Here is a 24,510-nt window from a genome sequence, read left to right as displayed (position 1 = left end):
TAGACTACTGGGGGGGAGTAGTATCTGAACACGCTTTCCACTCCGGAATTTTCCATGAACGATTTTGCTTCACTCCTGCAGCAGGGCAATGCCTGGCTATTTGTACCCAGCGCTATCCTCCTCGGCGCGCTGCATGGCCTGGAGCCGGGCCACTCCAAAACGATGATGGCCGCGTTTATTGTGGCTATTCGCGGTACGCTGAAACAGGCGGTGTTGCTTGGTCTGGCGGCAACGCTTTCCCATACGGCGGTGGTCTGGATCATTGCCATGGCAGGATTATGGTTTGGCCGGGGCTGGGATGCGCATACGTCTGAGCCCTGGTTCCAGCTGGTCTCGGGGATACTGATCGTGCTGATCGCCCTGTGGATGGCCTGGCGAACCTGGAAGGAGAGTCGGCCACACGATCATCACGATCACCATGACCATCATCATGACCATGACCATCATCATGATCATCACGACCATGACCATGACCATGACCATGACCACCATCATGATCATCACGACCATGGGCATCCACTGGTTGAAGAAGAGTGGCAGGACGCCCACCAGCGCGCGCACACGCAGGATATTAACCGCCGCTTCAACGGCCAGAACGTTACCACCGGACAAATTGCACTGTTTGGCCTGACCGGAGGGCTTATCCCCTGCCCGGCCTCAATCACGGTCCTGCTCATCTGCCTGCAGCTGAAGCATTTTGCCCTCGGCGCAACGCTGGTATTCAGCTTCAGTATTGGTCTGGCGTTAACGCTGGTCGCTTCCGGTGCAATTGCCGCCCTGAGCCTTAAGCATGCGACAAAACGCTGGCCGGGTTTCAGCGAGTTTTCACGAAAAGCACCGTGGATCTCCGCCGCCCTGATTACTGTGGTCGGGATTTACATGAGCCTGCACGGCCTGAGCGGTATCCTGGCGTAAGCGAGGCGGCCACTGCTGTGGCCGCCTCTTTGCTCAGTCAGGGTTCTGCTGCCAGCTGAAGGTATAGCGAAGCTGGCGTTTTTGCAGAATAAATTCCGGCGAGACGCTGGGGCTCCACGAGTCATCACCGCCCACGCCCATATGGAACGCGTCCAGGTTAAGCCAACACCCCGGCTCCTCGCGCAACAGATGATGGTGAGTTGTCTCATGCAACTGCTGCTGGCTATAGCGGCTGACGGAGAAATGGAACAGGCCATTCAGCCGATGCGCGCCCAGCAGCAGTTCACGGGTATCACAGCGCAGACCATTTTCTGTCGGGAAGATGTAAGGCGTGTGCATGGCTTCCAGCGGTAATGTCCAGCGCCCCTGCTGAGCCGCCAGCGTTCTGTCCGGGTAATTTTCATGTGGCCCAAGCCCCAGCCATTGAACCGTTTCCGGCGTTGCGGCAAGGTGAACACTCAGGCCTACGCGTGCCGGTTCCGGGATATCAGACGCAATATCGACCTGAATATCGCCATGCAAAACGCCCCGATCGTCCACCCGCCAGACTTTACGGCTCAGGAACAGCGCTTTACCGCGATACTCCCAGACATGCAGGGTTTTCACCACCGCCTCGGCTGCATGCTGCTCTCCTTCACAGTGCAGTAATCGCGGGGTGAGCTCGTACATGCCTGCCGCTTTCCAGCGCTCCACCCACGCATTCGGATCGATTCGCGTGGCCTCGCTCACGCCAATATCATTGTCCAGCGGTGCGCGGCTAACGTTATCCGTCAGCGGTGAGAGCAGCGTTTCAACGCCGTTGCGCCACCATTGCGTCAGGTGTCCTGACGCGCGGTTGAACTGCCAGCGTTGTTGCTGATGCACCAGCTCAAGCACGTCGCCAGTTTGCGTTAACACCGGCGGTACACCTTCTGGTGCTGGCGGGGCGATATACAGGGGAGTCGGAACCGGCCACTGCTCCCACGCGCAGCGATGGTTTGCCGGTGACCACGGCGTCGCCCGCGGCTGGTGCACTTCAACGTTCAGCCAGACGTCACCCGCTTCAGGCGCCAGCGCTGGCAGGTCGATGTCCAGACGCTGTGTGCCCTGGGGAGCAATGGAGAGCGTCACGTCCCCTCTGGCCAGCACGTTGCCGTCGCGGACAAGGGTCCAGCGCAGCACCTCGTTATCGGTATGACGGAACAGGTAATCGCTGTGGACTTCAATCACCAGCGGAGACGTACTTATCCGCGTAAAGGTGAAAAACTGCTGAGCGCGCTGGGCTTCATACAGCGCCGGATGCGGTGTGCGATCGGGAAAAACCAGCCCGTTAAGGCAGAACTGGCGGTCATTGGGCGTGTCGCCAAAGTCTCCCCCGTAGGCCCAGAACGGTGTGCCATTGTCGTCTTTTCTGGTCAGCGCCTGGTCAACCCAGTCCCAGACAAATCCCCCCTGCAGACGAGGATGGCGGCGAAACGCCTGCCAGTATTTGGCAAAACCACCGAAGCTGTTCCCCATCGCGTGGGCGTATTCACAGAGAATAAGCGGACGCGTTTCATCCGGCATGCCGATCCATTTTTTAACAGACCATTTCGGTACCGCCGGGAAGGGCTGATCCTGATCGACCCGGGCATACATCGGGCACACGATATCGGTCGCTGCCGTATTCGCCCCACCGCCTTCGTACTGCACCGGACGCGTCGGATCGGTGGTTTTCAGCCAGCGATACAGTGCGTCATGGTTCGCGCCATGGCCGGACTCATTCCCCAGCGACCAGATGATAATCGAAGGATGATTGCGGTCGCGCTGCACCATGCGGGTGACGCGTTCGCTCATGGCAGGGAGCCAGCGCGGATCGTCAGCAAGGCGACTCATCGGCACCATGCCGTGGGTTTCAATATTGGCTTCGTCGACGACATACAAACCATAGCGGTCGCAAAGCGTGTACCACAGCGGATGGTTCGGATAGTGCGAGCAGCGCACGGCGTTGAAGTTATGCTGCTTCATGAGTTCGATATCGCGGCGCATCGTCGCTTCATCCATCACCTGGCCGTTTTCCGGGTGATGTTCATGCCGGTTAACGCCGCGGATCAGCAGGGGTTTACCGTTGAGCTTCAGCAGGCCATTGCTGATCTCTATGCGGCGGAACCCCACATCGCAGGCCTCCGTTTCCAGCACCTCACTCTGCGCGTTCAGAAGCGTCATCGTCAGGCGATAAAGTTCCGGCGTTTCCGCACTCCACAAGGCGGGCGCCTCAACGGGGAGCGTCACCGTTAGCCGCTCGGCCCAGCCGCCGCGCTCATCGACAACGGCAGTACCCGGCCGCCCGGTGGCACTGGCGCATTTTTCGCCGTTGCGCCACAGGGTAAACGCCACCTCACATGCCGCAAACTGTGCGCCTGCGAGCGCGAGATCCACCTTCAGCACCGCGCGATCCCGCTCCGCATTCAGGTCAGTCACAACCTGATAATCGGCTATGTGCGTGTCTGGCTTATGCAGCAGCGACACATCGCGGAAAATCCCGCTCATGCGCCACATGTCCTGATCTTCCAGATAGCTCCCGTCGCACCAGCGCAACACCATGACCGCAATGCGGTTCTGGCCAGGACGCAGCACCGTAGAAAGATCGAATTCGGCGGGCAGTCGGCTGTCCTGTGAATAACCGATCCACTGACCGTTACACCACAGATGAAACGCCGAGTTCACGCCATCTAAGACAATGCGGGTTTGGCCGCTCTGCAGCCAGACATCATCCATCTCAAATGTGAGCGAGTAACAACCTGTTGGGTTTTCTTGCGGCACAAACGGTGGGTTTACGGGGATCGGATAGGTCACGTTGGTGTAGATGGGCGTGTCGAACCCCTGCATCTGCCAGTTAGAGGGCACGGGCATCAGCACGGCATCGGCGCAATCTTCACTGACCCATACCGAAGGAACCTGCTCTGGTGCAGGAAAGAAGCTAAAACGCCACTCCCCGTTAAGGAGGCGTCGGCTGACGGTTCCCCCGTCTTCTCTGGCGGAGTGTTCATCACGCCAGCTGTGCAAGGGAGCATGTGCTGCCAGGCGGTTCCACTGGGTGACTCCGGGATTTTCCCAGTCCCGACGAGCCAGAAGTGCGCTGAGGGTCAGCGATGGAGTGTTGGACATATTAACCTCTTTGCGAAGCGCTCACAATTTTAGCTAACATGCCCTGGCTACCGGGTGCGGTAAAGCGTCGGATCGCGGGGTAGCGAGTCAGATCACAAAAGTCTTACCGGCGAGCAAGTTGCTCAGCCGCTAACGCCAGGCTCCTGAGCTGCTGTGCCAGATCCTCGCGTTCGATCTGCTGCGGATCGTGGCGAGCGGTAGAATGGCGGGTCACCAGCGTCACCGGAAGCTGAACCTGCCAGCATGCGTCACCCTCAACTGGCGCCAGCAGCCACTCCACGCTTCGCTCGCCGGCCTCGCGAAAAGCCTGGCGAATGGTGGTCAGTGGGGGAGAAAACCAGGCGCTGTCTGCCGTATCGTCGAACCCGACAACCGACATCTGGCCCGGGATCGCGGTCCCTTTTTCCGCACAGGCGCGCATCACCCCCAGCGCCATTTGGTCGTTCGCGACCACTATCGCATCCGGGAGTTGCGCGGCAGATAACAGCAAATGTCCTTTCTCATAGCCGCTTGCCGCACTCCAGTCGCCGTGCGCCACCGCGACAGCCTCAAGTCCGGCCTGTGCCAGCGTGGCGTTCCAGCCTGCAAGACGTGCCCGGGCGGAGACAGAGCTCTCCGGTCCACTCAGCAGCGCTATACGCTCATGCCCCAGCGAAAGCAGATGCTCAATCCCGAGACGAGCACCCTGCTCTGCATTAAACACAAGACTGTTTACCTGAGCCGAGGGCGAGACATCCAGAAACAGCACCGGAATGGGCGATGCGAGGGCTTTTAGCGCTTCAGCATGAGGATCCTCCAGCGGCACATTCACCAGCAGAGCTTCCACACGCTGCGCCAGCAACGCCTGAAGGGCAGACTGGCACTGCTGTGGATGTTCCACCATTGAGATAAGCACGCTCGCCCCCTGCTCAACCGCCCGGGATTTTACCGCCGAAACAATTTGCGAAGGGGCGTGCAGCGCCAGATCGGTAGTAATAAGGCCAAGCGTACGGGTACGTTTACCCGCCAGCTGTTGTGCCCTGAGATTGGGGACGTAGTGCAGTTCTGCCATCGCCTGCTGCACTTTTTCCCGCGTGCGGGCAGAGACATGCTCCGCGTCGTTAATCACACGGGAAACGGTCTGATAAGAAACCCCCGCAAGGAGGGCAACATCATAAAGAGTGATTGCTTTCATGCATTCTGGCATCGCGTCATTCGAAGGCCACTATTCTGACACAGCGACGCCATGAAAACATGTGAGCGCTTCGCAGAATTAAACAACCCGCTCCGGCTGGGGAGTCTTCTCAACGCGCGGCTTATAACGGAACAGAGGCAAGCAGATCTGGATAAGCGGGCCAATGGTCAGAGCATACGCGACGGTGCCTATCCCGAACGTTCCGCCCAACATGCACCCAATCAGCAGCACGGACACTTCAATCGAGGTACGTACACTGCGGATGGACCATCCCATACGGGCATGGATCCCGGTCATGAGGCCGTCGCGCGGGCCCGCCCCGAAACCGGCACCGATATACATACCGGTGGCTATCGCGTTCACGACAATTCCGGCCACCAGCAGCGCGATACGCAGGGGCAGCGAGGTCACCTCGGGGATCAGGGCCATGGAGGCATCTGCCGCCAGGCCAATAATAATCACGTTACTGAGGGTTCCCAGACCAGGCATCTGACGCAGCGGGATCCACAGCAGGAGTACCGCCGCACCGGTTAAAATAATCACCATCCCAATGCTCAACCCCAGCTGGATTGCCACGCCCAGGTGGAAGACATCCCACGGGTCGAGCCCCAGATCCGAACGAATAAACATCGTGGTTGAAAGCCCATACAGCCCTAAACCGACATACAGTTGTAGCAGACGACGTACCATTTTTTATCTTCTCCAGTGAACCAGGCTTTCATCTTGAGCGAAAATGGCATTATGATTAATGTCCAGTTTTCAAATAGTGGACTGCACATGTCATCTCGCCGCTTCGGAAGCCAGTCATTGGTACGCCTGTTAGGCCACTGGCAACAAACCTCGTCCCGGACCCCGCTCTGGCGTCAGCTGGCGGATGCGTTACGCCTGTTAATTCTTGATGGCCGACTGGCGCTTAACACCCGTCTACCCGGCGAGCGGGAGCTGGCCACTGCGCTGGATGTGAGCCGGACCACCATCAGCAGCGCACTCGCCCATCTGCGTGAGGAAGGTTATCTTGAAAGCCGTCACGGCAGCGGTTCACGCGTGATCCTGCCCGACACACGCGCCGTGCCAACCCTTTCAGCAGCCAGTGCCGCGCTGGATCTCTCCACCGCGGCGCTCAATGCCGGGCCTGAGATCCACCAGGCCTATACCCATGCGCTCACGGCCATTACGCAACATCTCTCGCTTACGGGTTACGATCAGCTTGGGTTGCCGGCGCTGCGGGAAGCCATCGCCGCACGCTATACCGCGCGGGGGCTTCCGACCCGGACAGACGAGGTGATGGTGGTCAATGGCGCGGTCAGCGGTTTTGCGCTGGTCCTGCGGATGATGACCGGTCCGGGGGATCGCGTCGTGGTTGATCATCCCACTTACCCGCTGGCGATCGCCGCCATTCAGGGAGCGCAGTGCCGTCCAGTGGGCGTGTCGCTGCCGGAAACGGGCTGGGATACCCATGGGTTTGCCGCAACGCTTGCCCAGACAGCGCCGCGCCTGGCGTACCTGATGCCCGATTTTCATAACCCGACCGGGCGATGCATGGATATTCCCACCCGTCAGGCAATCACCGAGATTGCCGCGCAAACCCGCACGACGCTGGTAGTAGATGAAACGATGGTGGATCTGTGGTTTGACTCGCCCCCGCCGCCGCCGCTGGCGTCATTCAACCCGCAGGCCACCGTGATAACGTTAGGCTCTGCCGGAAAAAGTTTCTGGGGCGGCCTTCGTCTTGGCTGGATCCGTGCCTCCTCGCGCACCATCGCTACGCTTGCCCAGACGCGGGATACCCTGGATTTAGGATCGCCCATGCTCGAACAGCTGGCGACGCTGTGGCTTATCAATAACAGCGAAACGTTTTTGCCCGCTCGCCGGAAGATGCTGGCAGAACGGCGAGATCAATGCGGCGCGCTGTTGCGCGAGCACTTCCCTGAATGGACATTCCATGAAGCGGAAGGCGGGCTTTCCTACTGGATTGAACTGCCGGGGATGCTGGCAACACAACTTGCTGCACGCGCAGAGATACTGGGAATCAACCTGGGGACCGGCACGCGGTTTGGTTTATCGGGTGCGTTTGATCGGTATTTACGTATGCCCTTTTCACTCGATCCGGCTGAGCTTGAACAGGCATTACTGAGAATTAAACCCTTGTGGCTCGCCCTGAATAAAAACGTGCCATCAATAAAAAGAAGTCTGGTTTGATATAAAAAATTTGAAGTGGATCATAAAATAAAAACTGCTGACTGTCACAGATACAGTCAGCAGTTTTCACCATTCAAGATTTAGTGCTGAGGAGGAATAGGAAAACCTTTCAGTGAAATAACGAAATTTTCACCGTCTTTCTTTATTTTTGCGCCGGTATCACACCAGTCAGACGCAATACGAAAGAACTCATCACTTCCTACATTCCAGCCAAGACGTACATGCTTCACGTAGCCTGAACGCAACAGATCGCAGGCCTCGTTGTAGTCACTGGCAGTTGACAGTTGTTGTTTCATTTTCTCTTCTTAAGAATTTTACGTAGAGCCTTGATTTCTTTAGGAGTAAATGGAGAAACACTCTCTTCTTCCGTATGCTGGTTATCAATATCCTCTTCCGATACTCCCGCCTCTTCTACCGCTTCGAATGCCAGCAGCAGCAGTTTCTCTGTCGTCACGCTTAAATTCTCGTTATTAACTTCTGCATAGTGGCGAAGTCTTTCTTTTAGCGCTTGATCAATCTTAACGTTTAACACCGCAGTAGCCATGTTTGTCACTTCCCTTCGGAATAAGTACTTTATTTAATACACGAACTTACCAATGTTATCCAGATATATATTTTTAAGTTATGACAGAAAAAAGACATCCGATATTAAAATGACAGTCTATTATTACAGGTTTATGACAGTAATATTTCAATGCAATGAAATATATATTACATGCAGTCAGTAAAGTCCTAATAACGTTGTGGATTAAAGGCTATTCGAAGCGAAGAGAAACAGGAAGAGTGTTGATGAGAGCAGAAATGGGTGGGGGCCCTGCCAGCTACATCCCGGCACACACGTCGTCTGCCCTGGCTGCTTCCTTCCGGACCTGACCTGGTGAACAGAGTAGCGTTGCGGGAGAACCAACAGAGCCCCCATTGAGAGCGTTGATAACCAACGCGCTGGCGCATTATCCCTGTGCTTACCGCCAATTGCAAGCGACCCGCAACTGGATGCTGGTTTCTTGCGCAAACTGGCGCAGCAATTGGGTTTATCTTCGTTTAACATGACTGTCCAGACATTCCCCACAGGTAGACGTATGGACGAACATGACTCCTTTCCACAACGCGTATGGCAAATTGTGGCCTCTGTGCCGGAAGGTTATGTCACCACCTATGGCGACGTAGCACGTCTGGCCGGTTCTCCGCGTGCGGCGCGGCAGGTCGGTGGCGTACTGAAAAGGTTGCCGGAAGGAAGTACCCTGCCCTGGCATCGGGTGGTAAATCGTCATGGGGCGATCTCGTTGACCGGGCCGGATCTGCAGCGCCAGCGTCAGGCGTTACTGTCAGAAGGGGTGCAGGTGTCGGGGTCAGGACAGATTGATTTGCAAAAGTACCGCTGGGTGTATTAAACCCTCTCCCGAAGGAGAGGGTTTAAAGCGTTACATCTGGGTCGGAGGGGTTGGCAGAGACGGTTGGTTAGTCTGTGGCGCAACCGGCACTTCGGTTTGCTGTACCGGAACCAGGTTCAGGTCAACTTTTGTCCCGCCGTGGTTAATCGCTTCCTGCACCGTATCGGTGATAAACACCAGTTTATCGTTGATCGTTACTGCTGCGCTCAGGAGGATACGGGCATTAGGCTGCACGTCTGATGGGTTATACGGCAACACGAAGCTAAACGGTGCCTGCTTACCTTCCGTACGCACGGCACGCTGGGCCAATACTTTAGACGGCGCGTCTGCCAGGGAAGCATCAGACAGGGTTACCGTTAATACCGCATCTGGCGGTAACGCGACTTTCTGTTTAATCCAGATAGTCCCGGAAACGTTAGGCTGCTGAATGGACTGCTGTGAGAGTGTATTAATCCCGTTTGGATCTGCTGCTGGCACCGGCACCTGGGCGCTCTTTCCTGCACAGGCGGACAACGCCACCGCAATTGCTACACCACTTAGCATGGGCACGAGTTTCATTGAAGTCTCCTTATCATCAATGCACCAGCGGGATCGATCCCATCCGATGTCGTTTCAATCACATAACACAGGTAAGTTTGGCACAGATCACTGATTTATGCCTAAAATCGTCCAGATATTCAGATTATTCTACCCATCGGACCACTTTCATTTCTGCGTTATACTCTGCCTATCTTTCGCTACGGCGTTTATTGAGGACAACTATGAGTCAGGCACTGAACAATCTGCTGACATTACTGAATCTGGAAAAAATTGAGGAAGGACTCTTTCGCGGACAGAGCGAAGATCTCGGCTTACGCCAGGTCTTCGGCGGGCAAGTCGTAGGACAAGCGCTCTACGCAGCAAAGGAGACCGTCCCTGCAGACCGTCTGGTGCACTCATTTCACAGCTACTTCTTACGCCCTGGTGATAGCGCGAAACCCATCGTATATGACGTTGAGGTATTGCGGGATGGCAACAGCTTTAGCGCGCGTCGTGTCGCGGCGGTTCAGAATGGCAAGCCTATCTTTTACATGACCGCCTCGTTCCAGGCGCCGGAACCGGGGTATGAGCATCAAAAAACGATGCCACCCGCGCCGTCGCCAGACGATCTCAAATCCGAGACCGATATCGCCCGTGCGCTGGCGCATCTGCTTCCACCGCAGGTAAAGGAGAAGTTTCTCTGCGATAAACCGCTTGAGATCCGCCCTGTCGAATTCCATAACCCGATGAAAGGCCACACGGCCGAGCCAAAGCGTCAGGTCTGGATCCGCGCTAACGGCACCGTGCCCGCGGATTTCCGCGTTCATCAGTATCTGCTGGGTTATGCTTCAGATTTCAACTTCCTGCCGGTGGCGCTGCAGCCGCACGGCGTGGGCTTCCTTGAAAAAGGGATGCAGGTGGCCACCATCGATCACTCCATGTGGTTCCATCGTCCGTTCGACATGAACGAGTGGCTGCTCTACAGCGTGGAAAGTACCTCGGCGTCAAGCGCGCGCGGCTTTGTGCGCGGTGAGTTTTACACTCAGGATGGCGTGCTGGTCGCGTCGACGGTGCAGGAAGGGGTAATGCGTAACCGCGGGTGATGCTGTACTGCGGCCCTCTCCCGACGGGAGAGGGAACAAAACGAAAACGGCAACCCTGGGTTGCCGTTTTGCTTATCAGGCGTTGTACGCATTCTCGCCGTGGCTGTTGACGTCCAGACCTTCGCGTTCCTGCTCTTCCGGAACACGCAGACCGACGGTCATATCCGCCAGCTTATAGCCGATGAAGGCCACAACGGCAGACCACACGACGGTGATGGCGATACTTTCCAGCTGCACCAGCACCTGGTGAACCATGGTGACGCCTTCTGCGTAACCCACGCCACCCAGCGATTTCGCCGCGAAGATACCGGTCATGATACAACCGACAATACCGCAAACGCCGTGTACACCGAAGACATCGCACGGGTCATCGACGCGCAGAACACGTTTCAGCGCCGTCACACCCCACAGACCCGCCAGACCGGCGACCAACCCGACAAGCAGCGCGCCGCCAACACCGACGTAGCCACAAGCTGGCGTGATACCAACCAGACCGGCAATTGCACCTGAACAGGCACCCAGCAGTGAAGGCTTACCGCGTACCGCCCATTCACCAAACACCCATGAGAGGATCGCACCCGCCGTGGCCACAACCGTGTTCACGAAGGCCAGCGCGGCGATTTCGTTTGCTGCGCTTGCTGAACCGGCGTTGAAGCCGAACCAGCCAAAGTAAAGGATCGCTGTACCGGTAAAGACCATCGGCAGGTTGTGCGGTTTGAACGCTTCTTTACCGAAGCCCACGCGTTTGCCAATCAGGTATGCCCCTACCAGGCCCGCCACCGCGGCGTTGATGTGTACAACGGTACCGCCTGCGAAGTCCAGCGCGCCATGGCTCGCCAGCAGACCGCCACCCCAGACCATGTGCGCAATCGGCACATAGGAGAGCGTCAGCCAGACCACCACGAAGATCAGGACGGCGGAGAAGCGAATACGCTCAGCCAGCGCACCGACGATCAGCCCAACGGTGATACAGGCGAACGAGCCCTGGAAGGCAACGTGAATATATTGATAGAAACTGCCCATCAGCGCGGTCAGTTCGATGTTTTTCAGCATGACCCAGTCAAAGTTTCCGAAGAACGCATTGCCCGTGCCGAAGGCCAGAGAGTAACCGTAGACCACCCACAACACGCAAACCAGCGCGAACGTGACGGCAACCTGCGTCAGCATGGAGAGAACGTTTTTGCCACGGATCAGGCCGCCGTAGAACAGCGCAATGCCCGGAATGGACATGAACAGCACCAGCGCGGTGCTGATCATCATAAAGGCGTTATCGGCTTTGTCTGCCACCGCAGGGGCAGCCAGTGCCAGGCCCGGCAGCAGTGCCAGCGAACCCAGACCCGTTTTGATTGTTGCTATCTTCATTTTCTCGATCCCTATCACTGTGTGCCAGGAGTTACTTACAGTGCCGCTTCGTCAGATTCGCCGGTACGGATGCGAATGACGCGCTGCAATTCGGCAACGAAAATTTTGCCGTCGCCAATTTTGCCGGTGTAGGCCGCTTTGCTAATGACATCAATAACTTCATCAAGCTGGTCATCAGCAATCGCGACATCAATTTTTACTTTTGGCAGGAAGTTAACGCTGTATTCTGCCCCGCGGTAAAGCTCGGCATGACCCTTCTGACGACCAAAGCCTTTCACTTCGGTGACAGTCAGTCCCTGAATACCCATGGAAGACAATGCTTCACGCACGTCTTCGAGTTTGAATGGTTTGATTACAACCGTAACCAGCTTCATAGATCCCCTCCAGTCAGAATTCGGTAATGGCCGCCGCTAATACGCAGAAGACATTGCAAGGGGTGTGCCAGAAATGAAAATCTGAGGGAAACGCGCTGCAATGAGCATTACACGAGCATGTTTAACGAACCGGTGAAAAAAAACGCACCATGACAGTGCACGGTGCGTTTCAGTTTTGCACCAACAGTAATGACTGTTAGCGCGCTGCCTTGTTTTGGTGCATCAGGCGCTGAGGGACTCGTCCTCACGCACGCTGGCGGCCAGCTCTTCACCGGCCAGCTGCAGCTGATACATCTGCCAGTAGCGCCCTTTTGCTTCGAGCAGCTCCCGGTGCGTACCGCGTTCGACGGCCTGACCGCGATGCAGCACCAGGATGGTGTCTGCGTCGACAATCGTTGAAAGACGGTGTGCGATAACCACCAGCGTCGTGTGGTCACGCACCGCGGCCAGCGCCAGCTGGATAGCCTGCTCAGTACCAGAGTCAATGCTGGCGGTTGCTTCGTCGAGTATCAGCACCTGCGGCGTTTCAATCAGCACCCGCGCCAGGGCCAGAAGCTGCTTTTGTCCTACCGAGAGGTTATTCCCCTGCTCACCGAGCCGGGTATTGATCCCATCGCTAAAGCCGCGCGCCAGCTCTGCCAGCTGCACGGTTTCCAGCACATCCCACACCTGTTGCTGGGTATAATCCCGCCCCAGGGTGACATTGGCGTAAAAGGTATCGGCCATGACTACCGGGTCTTGCTGCACCATTGCAACGCCTTTGCGCAACACATTGTGGCTCAGTGATGCGAGCGGACGACCATCAATGCGGATTTCACCCTGACTGACCGGGTAATAGCCCATCAACAGGCTGGCGAGGGTACTTTTTCCGCTGCCGGTATGCCCCACCAGCGCCACAAAGCCGCGCGACGGCACATCAAGAGAGATGTCCTGCAACACCAGACGGTCTTCACGGTAAGCAAACGAGACCTTATCAAACGTAATCTCTCCGCTTTGCAAAGGACGCTCATCATCGCCGTAGGTCTGACGTGGCCGGTCCATCAGTTCGAACACGCGCTCCCCCGCCACCACGGCCTGTTGCAACATAGACTGCTGGGTGGTGAGTTCTATCAACGGTTCATTAAGGCGTCCCAGATAGCTGATAAAAGCGTACAGAACCCCAACTTCAATTGTTCCGTTCGCGCTCATCCCGAAAAGCATCAGCAGGCCACAGAGAACCAGCGCCGAGAAGAGGCTCAGCAGCGGACGCAGCAGGAAACCGTCCAGTCGCAGCGTTTGCATACGCGCCATATAGTGCGACCGGCTGGCTTCCCCCATGCGTTCACCAAAGCGAGCCTGCTGGCGGAACTGCTGAATGACGCTCATGCCGTTGATCACTTCGTTGAAGCCATCGTTGATATCGGCCAGATAGGCCCGCACCCGACGCACAATCGGCGTGCTGTAGCGTTGATAGATGACCATTACAATCAATACGGCCGGGAAGATGGTGATCGCCACCAGAGCCATACGCCAGTTTAGGCTGAACATCGCCACCAGCATGGCGCCAATCAGCGCCGCGCTGCGCAGCACGGTTGCCACGACGGTGACATACAGATCGCGGATCACCTCGGTATCGTTGGTCACCCGGGATATCACCTGCCCAACCGGCTGGGTATCAAACTCGCTCAACGGCTGGCGCAGTGCCGCATCCATCACATCCGTACGTAACTTCTGCACCACGCCCACGGCCGCCCGGTTAAAGAGCAGAGACTGGGCGTAATGCAGTGACGCCGCTGTCAGCTGTAGCCCAACGTAGGCCACACCTAACCCCGCGACAAGCCCCAGCGGCAAATAGCTTTTCGCCACCATATTGTCGATAAAGTAGCTGATAAGCAGCGGACCGCTCACTTCTGCAATCGCGGCAATCCACAGCAACAGCACGGCAAGCGAAAGCGGTTTTCGCCACGGAGAACCATAGGCCAGCAGGCGTTTTAGCGTCGGCCACTGCGTCACGGTCTTACGCATTAGCGTTCTCCTCATCCTGTTCCGGGGCGTCGTCCAGCGCCGCTTCAAGCTGCTGATAACGATACATATCGCGATACCAGCCCGGTTGCTCCGCAAGCGGTTCATGCTGTCCGCGCTGGGCAATGTGCCCGTGCTGTAATACCAGAATTTCATTGGCTTCCGTCAGCGCCGACAACCGGTGTGCACTGATGATCACCGTCCTTCCATCCCCCCACTGTCGCAGGTTATGCAGGATCTGGTGCTCGGTGCGGCCATCGACGGCGGAGAGCGCATCATCAAGGATCAGGATTTCGGCATTCAGCAGCAGCGCGCGGGCAATCGAGAGACGCTGTTTTTGCCCGCCGGAAAGCATAACGCCACGCTCACCCACTTCCGTTTCATAGCCCTGTGGCAGACGCAGAATATCGTCATGGACGCTGGCCAGGCGCGCGACGTGCTCAATCTCTTCCTGAGTCGCCGCCGGGCGTCCGAGGGCAATGTTATTCGCCACGGTGTCAGAAAAGAGAAACGGCGTCTGGCTGACCACCGCCAGACGACCGCGCCAGTCATCGAGCAGCAGGTTCGTCAACGGAATATCATGGAAGCGAATATCGCCCTGCGTGACGTCAAAGTGACGTTGAATCAGGGAGAGTACGGTACTTTTCCCGGCGCCTGTCGGACCGCAGATACCGAGCATCTGACCCGGTTTGAGCGTAAAGCTGACGTTCTCCAGTACCGTATGTTCCGTTTGCGGATACACAAACTTACGGACGTCGACATTCATCACGCCGCGCCCTTCCGGTACCGATTCGCTACCGTCATTCACCACTGGCGCTTCGGCAAGCATCGCGCGAATACGGCTGTAGGCGGCGCTGCCGCGCTCTACGATGTTAAACATCCAGGCCAGTGCCAGCATCGGCCATATCATCAGCCCCAGGTACATGGCAAAGCTGGTCAATTGCCCGAGGGTTAGCGAGCCCTGCACCACCATCCAGCTCCCGCCACCAATGGCCAGCAGGTTTGCCATGCCAATCGCGACATAGATTGTCGGGTCAAACCGCGCATCGATACGCGCAACGCGCATGTTCTTCGCCCCCGTGTCGGCGGCATCGGCTGCAAACAGCGCGGATTGTCGATCTTCCAGGCCAAACGCTTTGATCATGCGGATGCTGGTCATGCTCTCCTGCGTACGGTCATTCAGCGAGGAAAACGCCGCCTGCGCCAGCTTGAAGCGCTCATGAAGCTGTTCGCCATAGCGGTTGATCGCCAGCGCCATCAGCGGCATAGGCAGCAACGCCAGCAGCGTGAGCTGCCAGCTTATCTGGGTGGACATCACAATCAGAACCGCACAGCCCATCACCAGAGAGTCCACCAGCGTTAACACCCCTTCCCCGGCGGCAAACACGACGCGGTCAACGTCATTGGTGGCGCGAGCGATAAGATCCCCGGTGCGATGACGCAGGTAGAACTCGGGATGCTGGCGGCTCAGCTGACGATAAAAATCTTCACGCAATTCGACGGCCAGCTGATAGGACGCGCCAAACAGCAGTACCCGCCAGACGTAGCGCAGCAGATAGACAATGATGGCCGTCAGCACCAGCGTGCCGACCCACATCAACACCCGTGCGGTGGTGTAATGCTGTTCTGTAACGCCATCCACCACGTATCCCACCACTTTCGGTGGAATTAACTGCAGGATGGCAATGATAATAAGCAGGGCCACAGCGCCGAGGTAGCGTTGCCACTCCCGACGAAAGTACCAGCTTAATTGGGCAAATAATCGCACGCGGTTTGTTCCTGAAGGTATGGATCCGGCTACGCCGGGAAGTTATTCAATTAATCAATGGGTAGTGCTGTGGTGTATTTAATCTGTTCCATGGCGAAGCTCGAGGTGACGTCCGACAAGCCCGGTACGCTGTTCACCAGCCGCTTGTAAAAATCATCATAACGCTTCATGTCTGCCACCTGGACGCGCATCAGATAGTCATACTCTCCCGCCATGCGCCAGAAACCGAGCACCTCCGGCATCTCGGAGACCTGTGTTACGAAGCGGCTGTACCACTCGCTGCTGTGATGTTGGGTTTTTATCAGGACAAATGCCGTCAACCCAAGCCCCAGTTTTTCGGGATCTAAAAGCGCGACTCGCCCCAGAAGGATGCCGTCATCTTCAAGCTTCTTGAGGCGCTTCCAGCACGGCGTGGTGGTCAGATTAACGGCATCTGCCAGTGCCTGCAAAGAGAGGGTACAGTCACTTTGCAGTAAAGAAAGCAGCTTACGGTCTATTTTATCTAGCATACCCACCTCACAGAGAAAAATTTTCTCCCTTCATTCTATTTTAAAGGCCATATAGCAACAATTTTTTCTGTGCTTTTCGCTATGCTGGGCACAAAATGACAAACGGATAAATACGATGAATAGCGCCTGGGTTAAACATGCCATCAGCGAAATCAATGCCGACTATCAGCGCTCGGCGGACACCCATCTCATTCGCCTGGCTCTGCCGGGTTTTGCTGGCATCCAGCTGTACCTGAAAGATGAAAGCACCCATCCCACCGGTAGCCTGAAGCATCGCCTGGCGCGTTCGCTCTTTTTATACGGTTTGTGTAACGGCTGGATTAAGGAGGGAACCACGATTATTGAATCCTCCTCCGGTTCAACCGCCGTATCCGAAGCCTACTTTGCCCGCCTGCTGGGCCTGCCGTTTATCGCCGTGATGCCCTCCTGCACCGCGAAACGAAAAATTGAGCAGATCGAATTTTACGGTGGACGCTGCCACTTTGTGGAAAGCGCCTGCGAAATTTACGCCGCGTCTGAAATGCTGGCCCGTGAGCTGAATGGCCACTATATGGACCAGTTCACCTTTGCCGAGCGAGCGACAGACTGGCGCGGCAATAACAACATCGCCGACAGTATTTTCCGCCAGATGACCCACGAACCTCACCCTGTTCCGTCGTACATCGTGATGAGCGCCGGTACTGGCGGCACCTCAGCCACCCTGGGGCGTTACATCCGCTGTCAGGGCTATGATACGCAGCTGATGGTGGTTGATCCGCAGAACTCGGTGTTCCTGGACTACTGGCAAAGCCGCAATGCGGATCTGCGCAGCCCGGTGGGCAGTAAGATTGAAGGAATTGGCCGCCCGCGCGTGGAGCCTTCATTCATTCCGGACGTGGTGGATGAAATGCTCCGCGTGGCGGATGCCGCCAGCGTGGCAACCGCGCACTGGCTGGAGACACAGATTGGCCGTAAAGTCGGTGCTTCTACCGGCACCAACATGTGGGGAGCCCTGCAGCTTGCGGCTCGCATGCGTGAAGAGGGGCGCACCGGCTCTATCGTCACCTTACTCTGCGACAGCGGCGAGCGCTATCTTGAGACCTATTACAATGCGCAGTGGGTTCAGGCAAACATCGGCGATATTGAGCCGTGGAAAGCGCAGATTACGCAGCTGGTGAAATAAAAAAAAGCCAGACCGGGGTCTGGCTTGCTGGAAGGGTCTCACTATTCGGGGGAATATGGGAGGTTGTTGTTGTCCAGCCAATGCGTCAAAAAATGAGACACAGCTTCGTTACCGCAGTGCCCGATAACCGGTAGATGGGGAAGCTCTGCCTTCAACTGCGGCATCGCATTTCCCATGATCAGACCGCGACCAACGCTGCCCAGCATTTCGCGGTCGTTCATGGCGTCGCCAAACGCCATACATTCCTGCATCGTTAAGCCCAGGTGATCGCTCAGTACCGCCAGCGCCGATCCTTTATTACACCCAACCGGCAAAACCTCGAGACAGTCCACCGCTGAAAAGGTCAGGTGCGCCCGGTCGCCTAACGCGTCATTCAGCTGAATGCGTAAGCGACAAAGATCGTCATGATCGCCGCAGAAACAGATCTTCGTCACCGCGTGAGCCGGAATACGGCGCAGATCGATAAGCTGATAGCGAAAACCACTGTAGACATGGGCGTGCAGCAATGCCGGAATGTCATGCCCGGTAAACCAGCCGTTATCGTTAAAGACATGAACGCTGGCCCGGGTGTCCCAGGTGCTGTGCAGGACGATATCTGCCACTTCCGGGTTGAGATCCTGACGGTGGAGAACATCGCCTTCGACAGAGTGAATGCGTGTCCCGTTGCCGGTAATAAGAAAAGCATCCAGGGAAAATGCCCCCAGCAAATGGCGCATCTCCAGCACATGACGGCCGGTGGCAAACGTCAGGGTGACATCACGTTCATGCAGGCGCTTCAGGGTACTCAGGGTTTTCTCACCCAGACGGTGATCCGGCATTAACAACGTACCGTCCATATCAAACGCAGCGAGACGAGCCATGATTACTCCTGAAATGTGATGCGGTTAACTTGTGCATCAGTATTGCGTGATATATACGGAAGTAATAGTGAATAGATGATAATTATTGTTCAGGGTTTCTCATGCGCCAGCTTAACCGACTCAACCAGTACCACCGTTTGTGGCAGCCTTCCGCTGGCGCGACACAGCAGGCCACCATCAGCGAGCTGGCCGCCCGCTGTTTTTGCAGCGAACGGCATGTCCGTACGTTACTGCGTCAGGCGCAGGAGGCGGGCTGGCTTAGCTGGCGAGCGCAGTCTGGCCGCGGTAAGCGTGGGGAGCTGACTTTCCACGTCACCCCGGAGTCACTGCGCAATGCGATGATGGAAGAGGCGCTGAAGCGTGGGCAGCAGCATAACGCGCTTGAGCTGGCCCAGCTGGCACCGGAGGAGCTGCGGTCACTGCTTCATCCGTTTTTAGGCGGCCAGTGGCAAAACGATACGCCGACGCTGCGCATTCCCTATTACCGCTCGCTGGATCCACTGCATCCCGGCTTTTTACCCGGTCGGGCGGAACAGCATCTGGCAGGACAGGTTTTTTCCGGGCTGACGCGTTTTCACGGTAACAGCAGCGAACCGACGGGCGATCTTGCCCATCACTGGGACGTGTCGGAGGACGGGCTGCGCTGGCATTTTTATATTCGCTCCACGCTTCACTGGCATAACGGTGATAAAGTCGAAACGGTCCAGTTACAGGAGAGTCTGAATGCGATGTTGACGCTCCCGGCCATGCACAGGCTTTTTCAGAGCGTGCTGCGCATTGAAGTTACCCATCCGCAGTGTCTGACGTTTATTTTACACAAGCCCGACTATTGGCTGGCGCATCGGCTGGCAACCTATTGCAGCCGTGTGGCGCATCCGGCACAACCGATGACAGGCAGCGGACCTTTCAGGCTCACCGCGTATAAGCCGGACCTGGTTCGTCTGGAAAGCCATGAGCAGTATCACCTTAGCCACCCGCTACTGAAGGCCATCGAGTTCTGGATCACCCCTCAGCTATTTGATCAGGGGCTTGGAACCAGCTGCCGGCATCCGGTACAAATCGCCATCGGAGAGCCTGACGAACTGACCCGTTTGCGGCTGGTGAGTAACAGCATCAGCCTGGGATTTTGCTACCTCACGCTGAAGCGCAGCCCGCGTCTTAGCGAAATGCAGGCAAGACGCCTTATCAACATCATTCACCTCTCAACGCTTCTGCATACTCTTCCTCTGGATGAGGGGCTTATCACCCCAACGCAGGAGTTGCTGCCGGGCTGGCGTATTCCTGAGTGGCCGGATCTCACGGATGTCCCTTTGCCTGAGACGCTGACCCTGATTTACCATCTGCCCGTCGAGTTACATACCATGGCGAGTCAGCTAAAAGCGTATCTTTCCCGCCAGGGCTGCGCGTTAACGGTCATCTTTCACGATGCCAAAACGTGGGACGGATGTCAGCATCTTGCCGACGCGGACCTCATGATGGGAGACAGGCTGATTGGCGAAGCACCGGAATACACCCTTGAGCAGTGGCTTCGCTGCGATGCGCTATGGCCGCATCTGCTGAGCGCGCCGCAATATGCCCATCTGCAGGCGACGCTGGATGCCGTTCAGACTCAGGCTGGCGCGCATGCCCGGCATCGCGGGCTGAAAGCTATTTTCACCCAACTCATGGAGAGCGCGGTGCTGACGCCGTTGTTTAACTACCAGTACCAAATCAGCGCGCCCCCGGGAGTCAATGGCATACGGCTTAATACCCGCGGCTGGTTCGATTTCACCGAAGCCTGGCTCCCGGCCCCCAAATCGTGAAGAAGCTGGTCGTCGCCGTAGTCAGACGGTAACATGATGTTTTTACCGTAACTGTCGAGATGATTTATGAAACGTGCCGTCGTCGTGTTCAGCGGAGGACAAGATTCCACTACCTGCCTGGTTCAGGCGCTTCATCAGTACGATGAAGTTCACTGTGTCACTTTCGATTATGGTCAGCGACATCGCGCTGAAATCGACGTCGCCCGTGAACTGGCGCTGAAACTGGGCGCGCGCGCGCATAAGGTGCTGGACGTTACGCTGTTAAATGAACTGGCCGTCAGTAGCCTCACCCGCGACAGTATTCCCGTTCCTGACTATGAACCTGATGCCAGCGGCATTCCGAACACCTTTGTGCCAGGCCGCAACATTCTCTTCCTGACGCTGACGGCGATCTACGCCTACCAGGTGAAAGCCGAAGCGGTGATCACGGGCGTGTGTGAAACCGACTTCTCCGGGTACCCTGACTGCCGTGACGAGTTCGTGAAGGCTCTCAACCACGCCGTGAATCTGGGGATGGCAAAAGAGACGCGCTTTGAAACGCCACTGATGTGGCTTGATAAAGCGGAAACCTGGGCACTGGCAGACTACTGGGGCAAACTGGACATGGTTCGCAGCGAAACCCTTACCTGCTACAACGGCATTAAAGGTGATGGCTGTGGCCAGTGTGCGGCCTGTAATCTGCGCGCAAACGGACTGAATCACTATCTGGCCGATAAAGCGGGCGTGATGTTGGCGATGAAGAAAAAAACCGGGCTCAAATAAGCCTCTTTGACCGTGCTGGCGAACAGAATATCGACAGCACGGGTCATGAACACAACGCGTCTAGACGATCATCAACTGCAGTTTTTCCCGCAACTCCCCTTCCAGCGGCAACGCTTTCTGGGTTTTCAGATCGATACAGACAAAGGTGATCAGCGCGTCGGCAACGGCCTGGCCTTCAGGATCCAGCGTCACCGCCTGGGTTAACACGCCGCTCTTGCCGTTTAACTGTTGAAGCTGGCTGGTGATGGTCAGCACATCTCCCAGCACGGCCGGGCGACGGTAGTTGATATTGATGTTGACGACCACGAACGCGATGTTGTGCGCGGTCATCCACTGAAAGCTTTCGCTGCTTTCCAGACCGTCCCAGCGCGCTTCTTCAAGAAACTCAAGATAACGGGCGTTGTTGACGTGCTGGTAAACATCGATGTGGTACCCGCGTACTTTGATTTTTGTCTGCATAGCGCAATAGCCTTTACTGTTGTTATAGGATAAGAGGTCATGACTGGTATGACCTCTTTATCCTGGCAAAATTTTGCTGCCGTGCAAGTAATTATGTGATTACAACGTCAGGTGTGAGAGGTTGCGCTCAACCAGCGCTCCGCCCATACCGGGTACTTGCTTAAGATCGTCAACCGTTTTGAAAGGACCGTACTCTTCGCGATAGCTGACTATCGCCTGCGCTTTTTTTAGCCCTACGCCATTCATCACCCGGGCGAGATCCTCTGCCGATGCCGAATTGATACTGACTCGCGTACCGTCATCATCCGCGCTTTTTCCGGCATCCGTGGCTTTCGTCTGCCCAGCTGCGGGGGCCGCTGCGTCAGACCTGCTTTGCACCGCCGGTGTTTTCGCCGCAGGTGTCGTCGCCAGCGCACCTGCGCTCATCCCGGTGGTGGCAATCGCCAGAGTAATGAACAGAGCCTTGATTCCACATTTCATGCTGTTATCTCCTTGTTTGTTGACAGCCAGGCCACAATATCCAGCGTTATAACCCGGCACAAACGGCAGATTGCAGAAATGGAAAAGGCCGCGAAAGCGGCCTTTAGTTATTGCAGAGCGTTACGAAAATATGCGAGCAAATACGTAATTATTGCTGCTGAGTCATCACGTCACCGAGCTTGATTTTGGCTTCTGTGCGCAGGTTGCTCATCATCGCTTCGAAAGCAATCTGGGCATTGTTCTGGGTAATACCCTGCACCATCGCTTTCTTCTGCTCTTCAGGCATCGTGCCTGCTTTCACATTGTCCAGCGCGAGCAGAACGACGTTACCCTGCATATCGGTAGTGGTACCGAAGCTTGGTTTGTCCTTCGCAGGCAGGCTCAGACCGAACGCTGCCTGACTGACAGGATCCTGACCGGTACGGCTCAGCGTTTTTGGCTCACCGAAGCTCAGACCTGCCGCTTTCAGCGCATCCTGTTTACCCGCTTTCAGGTCAACCAGAATCTTCTCAGCATCCAGTTTTGCCTGCTGTTCCGCTTTGTTGTGCTTAACCTGAGCAACCACCTGATCTTTCACTTCTGCCAGCGGTTTAATCGCTTCTGGTTTGTGCTCGCTGACGCGAAGAACAAACGCACGATCGCCGTCGACGGTAATGATGTCAGAGTTGCTGCCCGGCGTGCCGTTCTCGCCAACCAGACCACCGTTGAAGATGGCATCAGCAACCGGTTTGAAATTCAGCTCTTCCGGCAGGTTGTTACGACCGAACCAGCCGGTCTCAACCGCTTTCACCCCTGCAGCCTGCTCAGCACCCGCCAGAGATTCGTTGTCGTTGCTGGCAGCATCACTGACTTTCTGTTGCAGCGCGTAGTAAGCATCCAGCGCTTTTTCCTGCTTCACTTTCGCTGCGATATCATCGCGAACGTCAGCCAGCGGCTTGGTTTTCGCGGCCTCGATGTCATCCAGACGCGCCACCAGGAAACCAACGGAAGATTTAATGACACCCGAAAGCTGGCCTTTATCTTTCAGACCGGCATTTTTCAGTTCGTCAGGCGTGGTGCTCTCTTCCAGCCAGCCCATATCACCGCCGTTTTTAGCAGAGATAATATCGGTGGATTTTGCTTTCGCGAGGGAGGCGAAATCAGCGCCCTTATTCAGCTCATCCAGCACGGCTTTGGCGTCTGCCTCAGTTTTGGTCTGGATCACGCTGTAGCGGTTACGCTGCGGCTGAGTGAACTGATCCTGATGCTGATCGTAATAAGACTGAATTTCCGCGTCAGAGGCTGTTTCCTGCAGCGCGGCAGCATCCAGCTTGATGTAGCTCACACGGAACTGTTCTGGAGCAACGAAGTTATTCTTGTTCTGCTCGTAATAGGCGTTAATGTCCGCGTCGCTAACCTGCTGCTTCGCCGCCAGAGCATTCACATCGATGGTCGCTTCACGTACCACGCGCTGCTGTGCAACCAGGGCTGCCAGCTCTTCCGTCTCACCTTTGAGCATGAAATCAGTGCCAACAACGGCATTGATGAGCTGTTGGGTTGTCAGTTGATTACGCAGAGCCTGAGCGTATTGATCGGCAGTCATGCCCATCTGATTAATGATGCCATTGTAACGCGCATTGTCGAATTTGCCGTTAGACTGGAATGCCTGAGTCGATAAGATGGCTTTTTTAACCTGCTCATCGCTGATGCCCAGGCCCAGTTTTTTCGCGTATTGATCCAGCAGCGCTTCGTCGATCAGACGGTTCAGGGTCTGTTGGCGCAGGGATTTCATATACCCTTCGTTTGCCGCGAGTTCAGAGAATTGGTCGCCCAGCTGTTGCTGCATACGGTTACGTTCACCGGCAAAAGCATTCTCGAACTGACCGCGGCTGATCTCCTGGCCATTCACTTTTGCGGCATAGTTCGCGCCACCGCCGATAAGGTAACTGCTCACGCCGGTCAATATGAACGACACGATAATGATACCGAAAATAATCTTGAGCACGAGACTGTTAGCAGCCGTGCGTAAGCTGTCCATCATGGTGTAACAACACTCCGCTGTAGGTGACTGGTTACCTGACGCTAACGGAAAATCCTGCCCGTCGCGCGTAAAGGCGTATTGTGACAAGAAAACGGTGCGATTGTCAGCCCACAACTCGCATAAACTCGCACAAATCAGGCCTGGACAAACAAAAAAGGCACATCAAATGATGCGCCCTTGTACTATTCGGCTTCCCTGAGATGGGAAAGCAATCAGTTTACTGCGTCTTTCAGCGCTTTACCTGCACGGAAACCCGGCACTTTAGCGGCAGCAATGGTGATCTCTTTACCGGTCTGAGGGTTGCGGCCAGTACGGGCAGCACGCTCTTTAACAGCAAAAGTACCGAAGCCTACCAGTGCAACGTCGTCCCCAGCCTGCAGAGATTCAGTAACAGAAGCAATTAATGCATCTAACGCACGTCCAGCTGCAGCTTTAGAAATATCAGCACCAGCAGCAATTTTGTCAATCAGTTGAGATTTATTCACTGTTCTCTTCCTCTCTTTATAATTTATATCGCGCCTGAA

23 protein-coding genes and 1 other RNA gene are annotated in these 24,510 nt (G+C 56.1%); 7 read left to right on the top strand and 17 right to left on the bottom strand.

Annotated elements, in window-relative coordinates; translation table 11 throughout:
* Positions 1–54: 54 nt before the first annotated feature.
* A complete protein-coding gene (locus QRN24_RS00825; protein WP_284942216.1) occupies positions 55–915 on the top strand; it encodes a nickel/cobalt efflux protein RcnA in 861 nt (286 codons plus the stop codon).
* Between the two features lie 33 nt (positions 916–948).
* On the opposite strand, the gene QRN24_RS00820 is transcribed toward QRN24_RS00825, so the two are convergent.
* From QRN24_RS00820 to yczE, 3 genes are all read right to left on the bottom strand, one after another.
* A complete protein-coding gene (locus QRN24_RS00820) occupies positions 949–4,041 on the bottom strand; it encodes a beta-galactosidase (protein ID WP_284942215.1) in 3,093 nt (1,030 codons plus the stop codon).
* A gap of 103 nt (positions 4,042–4,144) precedes the next feature.
* Entirely contained in the window at positions 4,145–5,215 is a 1,071-nt protein-coding gene (locus QRN24_RS00815; RefSeq protein WP_041162448.1) for a LacI family DNA-binding transcriptional regulator, read from the bottom strand.
* A gap of 78 nt (positions 5,216–5,293) precedes the next feature.
* Positions 5,294–5,905 (bottom strand): membrane protein YczE, encoded by a 612-nt coding sequence (gene yczE / locus QRN24_RS00810; RefSeq protein WP_032677524.1) that lies wholly within the window; start codon positions 5,903–5,905, stop codon positions 5,294–5,296.
* 87 nt (positions 5,906–5,992) lie between these two features.
* On the opposite strand from yczE, the gene yczR reads away from it, so the two are divergent.
* A complete protein-coding gene (gene yczR, locus QRN24_RS00805; RefSeq protein ID WP_025204848.1) occupies positions 5,993–7,414 on the top strand; it encodes a MocR-like transcription factor YczR in 1,422 nt (473 codons plus the stop codon).
* An 80-nt stretch (positions 7,415–7,494) separates the two neighbouring features.
* On the opposite strand, the gene QRN24_RS00800 is transcribed toward yczR, so the two are convergent.
* From QRN24_RS00800 to ffs, 3 genes are all read right to left on the bottom strand, one after another.
* Positions 7,495–7,710 carry a hypothetical protein gene (locus QRN24_RS00800; protein ID WP_014168888.1) on the bottom strand — a complete coding sequence of 72 codons (216 nt, stop codon included), beginning with the start codon at positions 7,708–7,710 and terminating at the stop codon, positions 7,495–7,497.
* A complete protein-coding gene (locus tag QRN24_RS00795) occupies positions 7,707–7,958 on the bottom strand; it encodes a hypothetical protein (RefSeq protein ID WP_020885198.1) in 252 nt (83 codons plus the stop codon). Before QRN24_RS00795 ends, QRN24_RS00800 begins: the two co-directional genes overlap by 4 nt.
* A gap of 268 nt (positions 7,959–8,226) precedes the next feature.
* Positions 8,227–8,323, bottom strand: an RNA gene (gene ffs, locus QRN24_RS00790) — signal recognition particle sRNA small type.
* A 170-nt stretch (positions 8,324–8,493) separates the two neighbouring features.
* Between ffs and QRN24_RS00785 the strand changes: the two genes are divergently transcribed.
* On the top strand, positions 8,494–8,805 hold the full coding sequence (locus QRN24_RS00785) for an MGMT family protein (RefSeq protein ID WP_025204849.1): 312 nt from the start codon (positions 8,494–8,496) through the stop codon (positions 8,803–8,805).
* A 30-nt stretch (positions 8,806–8,835) separates the two neighbouring features.
* Here the strand turns inward: QRN24_RS00785 and QRN24_RS00780 are convergent, their stop codons facing one another.
* Entirely contained in the window at positions 8,836–9,363 is a 528-nt protein-coding gene (locus QRN24_RS00780) for a YbaY family lipoprotein (protein ID WP_014168885.1), read from the bottom strand.
* Positions 9,364–9,566: 203 nt separating this feature from the next.
* Between QRN24_RS00780 and tesB the strand changes: the two genes are divergently transcribed.
* The gene (tesB, locus tag QRN24_RS00775; RefSeq protein WP_020885200.1) at positions 9,567–10,427 is read left to right on the top strand and encodes an acyl-CoA thioesterase II; all 861 of its coding nucleotides are present in this window, start codon (positions 9,567–9,569) and stop codon (positions 10,425–10,427) included.
* Positions 10,428–10,502: 75 nt separating this feature from the next.
* Here the strand turns inward: tesB and amtB are convergent, their stop codons facing one another.
* The 5 genes from amtB to QRN24_RS00750 all read right to left on the bottom strand — a co-directional run bounded on the left by amtB (position 10,503) and on the right by QRN24_RS00750 (position 16,441).
* Complete coding sequence (amtB, locus tag QRN24_RS00770) at positions 10,503–11,789, bottom strand: ammonium transporter AmtB (RefSeq protein ID WP_020885201.1); 1,287 nt, start codon at positions 11,787–11,789, stop codon at positions 10,503–10,505.
* Positions 11,790–11,824: 35 nt separating this feature from the next.
* Entirely contained in the window at positions 11,825–12,163 is a 339-nt protein-coding gene (gene glnK / locus QRN24_RS00765; protein ID WP_008503304.1) for a P-II family nitrogen regulator, read from the bottom strand.
* Positions 12,164–12,385: 222 nt separating this feature from the next.
* Positions 12,386–14,167 carry a SmdB family multidrug efflux ABC transporter permease/ATP-binding protein gene (locus QRN24_RS00760; protein ID WP_020885202.1) on the bottom strand — a complete coding sequence of 594 codons (1,782 nt, stop codon included), beginning with the start codon at positions 14,165–14,167 and terminating at the stop codon, positions 12,386–12,388.
* Positions 14,160–15,932, bottom strand: a complete 1,773-nt coding sequence (locus QRN24_RS00755) for a SmdA family multidrug ABC transporter permease/ATP-binding protein (protein WP_032677523.1) — start codon at positions 15,930–15,932, stop codon at positions 14,160–14,162. The genes QRN24_RS00760 and QRN24_RS00755 overlap by 8 nt, the downstream gene beginning before the upstream one ends.
* 50 nt (positions 15,933–15,982) lie before the next feature.
* Complete coding sequence (locus QRN24_RS00750) at positions 15,983–16,441, bottom strand: Lrp/AsnC family transcriptional regulator (RefSeq protein WP_020885204.1); 459 nt, start codon at positions 16,439–16,441, stop codon at positions 15,983–15,985.
* Positions 16,442–16,556: 115 nt separating this feature from the next.
* On the opposite strand from QRN24_RS00750, the gene QRN24_RS00745 reads away from it, so the two are divergent.
* Complete coding sequence (locus tag QRN24_RS00745) at positions 16,557–17,603, top strand: PLP-dependent cysteine synthase family protein (RefSeq protein WP_032681555.1); 1,047 nt, start codon at positions 16,557–16,559, stop codon at positions 17,601–17,603.
* Between the two features lie 41 nt (positions 17,604–17,644).
* Here QRN24_RS00745 and cof read toward each other — a convergent pair whose 3' ends face one another.
* Entirely contained in the window at positions 17,645–18,463 is an 819-nt protein-coding gene (cof, locus tag QRN24_RS00740; protein WP_014168878.1) for an HMP-PP phosphatase, read from the bottom strand.
* Between the two features lie 101 nt (positions 18,464–18,564).
* On the opposite strand from cof, the gene QRN24_RS00735 reads away from it, so the two are divergent.
* Both QRN24_RS00735 and queC read left to right on the top strand, forming a co-directional pair.
* The gene (locus tag QRN24_RS00735) at positions 18,565–20,265 is read left to right on the top strand and encodes an SgrR family transcriptional regulator (protein ID WP_044857056.1); all 1,701 of its coding nucleotides are present in this window, start codon (positions 18,565–18,567) and stop codon (positions 20,263–20,265) included.
* Positions 20,266–20,331: 66 nt separating this feature from the next.
* A complete protein-coding gene (gene queC, locus QRN24_RS00730) occupies positions 20,332–21,027 on the top strand; it encodes a 7-cyano-7-deazaguanine synthase QueC (protein ID WP_044857055.1) in 696 nt (231 codons plus the stop codon).
* Between the two features lie 60 nt (positions 21,028–21,087).
* Here the strand turns inward: queC and QRN24_RS00725 are convergent, their stop codons facing one another.
* From QRN24_RS00725 to hupB, 4 genes are all read right to left on the bottom strand, one after another.
* The gene (locus tag QRN24_RS00725; RefSeq protein WP_014168875.1) at positions 21,088–21,486 is read right to left on the bottom strand and encodes a YbgC/FadM family acyl-CoA thioesterase; all 399 of its coding nucleotides are present in this window, start codon (positions 21,484–21,486) and stop codon (positions 21,088–21,090) included.
* A gap of 99 nt (positions 21,487–21,585) precedes the next feature.
* Positions 21,586–21,966, bottom strand: coding sequence for a helix-hairpin-helix domain-containing protein (locus QRN24_RS00720; RefSeq protein WP_032677520.1), 381 nt, complete (start codon positions 21,964–21,966; stop codon positions 21,586–21,588).
* Positions 21,967–22,114: 148 nt separating this feature from the next.
* Entirely contained in the window at positions 22,115–23,986 is a 1,872-nt protein-coding gene (ppiD, locus tag QRN24_RS00715) for a peptidylprolyl isomerase (protein WP_284942214.1), read from the bottom strand.
* A 212-nt stretch (positions 23,987–24,198) separates the two neighbouring features.
* Positions 24,199–24,471: a nucleoid-associated protein HU-beta gene (gene hupB, locus QRN24_RS00710; RefSeq protein WP_002444653.1), complete on the bottom strand. Its 273-nt coding sequence runs from the start codon at positions 24,469–24,471 to the stop codon at positions 24,199–24,201.
* Positions 24,472–24,510: the final 39 nt, after the last annotated feature.

This window comes from Enterobacter sp. MEB024 (genome assembly GCF_030209635.1).
In the GTDB taxonomy this organism is placed as follows: domain Bacteria; phylum Pseudomonadota; class Gammaproteobacteria; order Enterobacterales; family Enterobacteriaceae; genus Enterobacter; species Enterobacter ludwigii.
This window is presented reverse-complemented; position numbering and strand designations above follow the sequence as displayed.

Excerpts from the sequence above, each read along its gene's own strand:
- tesB (WP_020885200.1), top strand. The coding sequence starts at position 9,567 with ATGAGTCAGGCACTGAACAATCTGCTGACATTACTGAATCTGGAAAAA.
- QRN24_RS00720 (WP_032677520.1), bottom strand. The coding sequence starts at position 21,966 with ATGAAATGTGGAATCAAGGCTCTGTTCATTACTCTGGCGATTGCCACC.
- queC (WP_044857055.1), top strand. The coding sequence starts at position 20,332 with ATGAAACGTGCCGTCGTCGTGTTCAGCGGAGGACAAGATTCCACTACC.
- glnK (WP_008503304.1), bottom strand. The coding sequence starts at position 12,163 with ATGAAGCTGGTTACGGTTGTAATCAAACCATTCAAACTCGAAGACGTG.
- QRN24_RS00815 (WP_041162448.1), bottom strand. The coding sequence starts at position 5,215 with ATGAAAGCAATCACTCTTTATGATGTTGCCCTCCTTGCGGGGGTTTCT.
- QRN24_RS00820 (WP_284942215.1), bottom strand. The coding sequence starts at position 4,041 with ATGTCCAACACTCCATCGCTGACCCTCAGCGCACTTCTGGCTCGTCGG.
- ppiD (WP_284942214.1), bottom strand. The coding sequence starts at position 23,986 with ATGATGGACAGCTTACGCACGGCTGCTAACAGTCTCGTGCTCAAGATT.
- QRN24_RS00760 (WP_020885202.1), bottom strand. The coding sequence starts at position 14,167 with ATGCGTAAGACCGTGACGCAGTGGCCGACGCTAAAACGCCTGCTGGCC.
- QRN24_RS00785 (WP_025204849.1), top strand. The coding sequence starts at position 8,494 with ATGGACGAACATGACTCCTTTCCACAACGCGTATGGCAAATTGTGGCC.
- amtB (WP_020885201.1), bottom strand. The coding sequence starts at position 11,789 with ATGAAGATAGCAACAATCAAAACGGGTCTGGGTTCGCTGGCACTGCTG.
- yczE (WP_032677524.1), bottom strand. The coding sequence starts at position 5,905 with ATGGTACGTCGTCTGCTACAACTGTATGTCGGTTTAGGGCTGTATGGG.
- QRN24_RS00735 (WP_044857056.1), top strand. The coding sequence starts at position 18,565 with ATGCGCCAGCTTAACCGACTCAACCAGTACCACCGTTTGTGGCAGCCT.
- QRN24_RS00725 (WP_014168875.1), bottom strand. The coding sequence starts at position 21,486 with ATGCAGACAAAAATCAAAGTACGCGGGTACCACATCGATGTTTACCAG.
- QRN24_RS00800 (WP_014168888.1), bottom strand. The coding sequence starts at position 7,710 with ATGAAACAACAACTGTCAACTGCCAGTGACTACAACGAGGCCTGCGAT.
- cof (WP_014168878.1), bottom strand. The coding sequence starts at position 18,463 with ATGGCTCGTCTCGCTGCGTTTGATATGGACGGTACGTTGTTAATGCCG.
- QRN24_RS00825 (WP_284942216.1), top strand. The coding sequence starts at position 55 with ATGAACGATTTTGCTTCACTCCTGCAGCAGGGCAATGCCTGGCTATTT.
- yczR (WP_025204848.1), top strand. The coding sequence starts at position 5,993 with ATGTCATCTCGCCGCTTCGGAAGCCAGTCATTGGTACGCCTGTTAGGC.
- QRN24_RS00795 (WP_020885198.1), bottom strand. The coding sequence starts at position 7,958 with ATGGCTACTGCGGTGTTAAACGTTAAGATTGATCAAGCGCTAAAAGAA.
- QRN24_RS00780 (WP_014168885.1), bottom strand. The coding sequence starts at position 9,363 with ATGAAACTCGTGCCCATGCTAAGTGGTGTAGCAATTGCGGTGGCGTTG.
- QRN24_RS00745 (WP_032681555.1), top strand. The coding sequence starts at position 16,557 with ATGAATAGCGCCTGGGTTAAACATGCCATCAGCGAAATCAATGCCGAC.
- QRN24_RS00750 (WP_020885204.1), bottom strand. The coding sequence starts at position 16,441 with ATGCTAGATAAAATAGACCGTAAGCTGCTTTCTTTACTGCAAAGTGAC.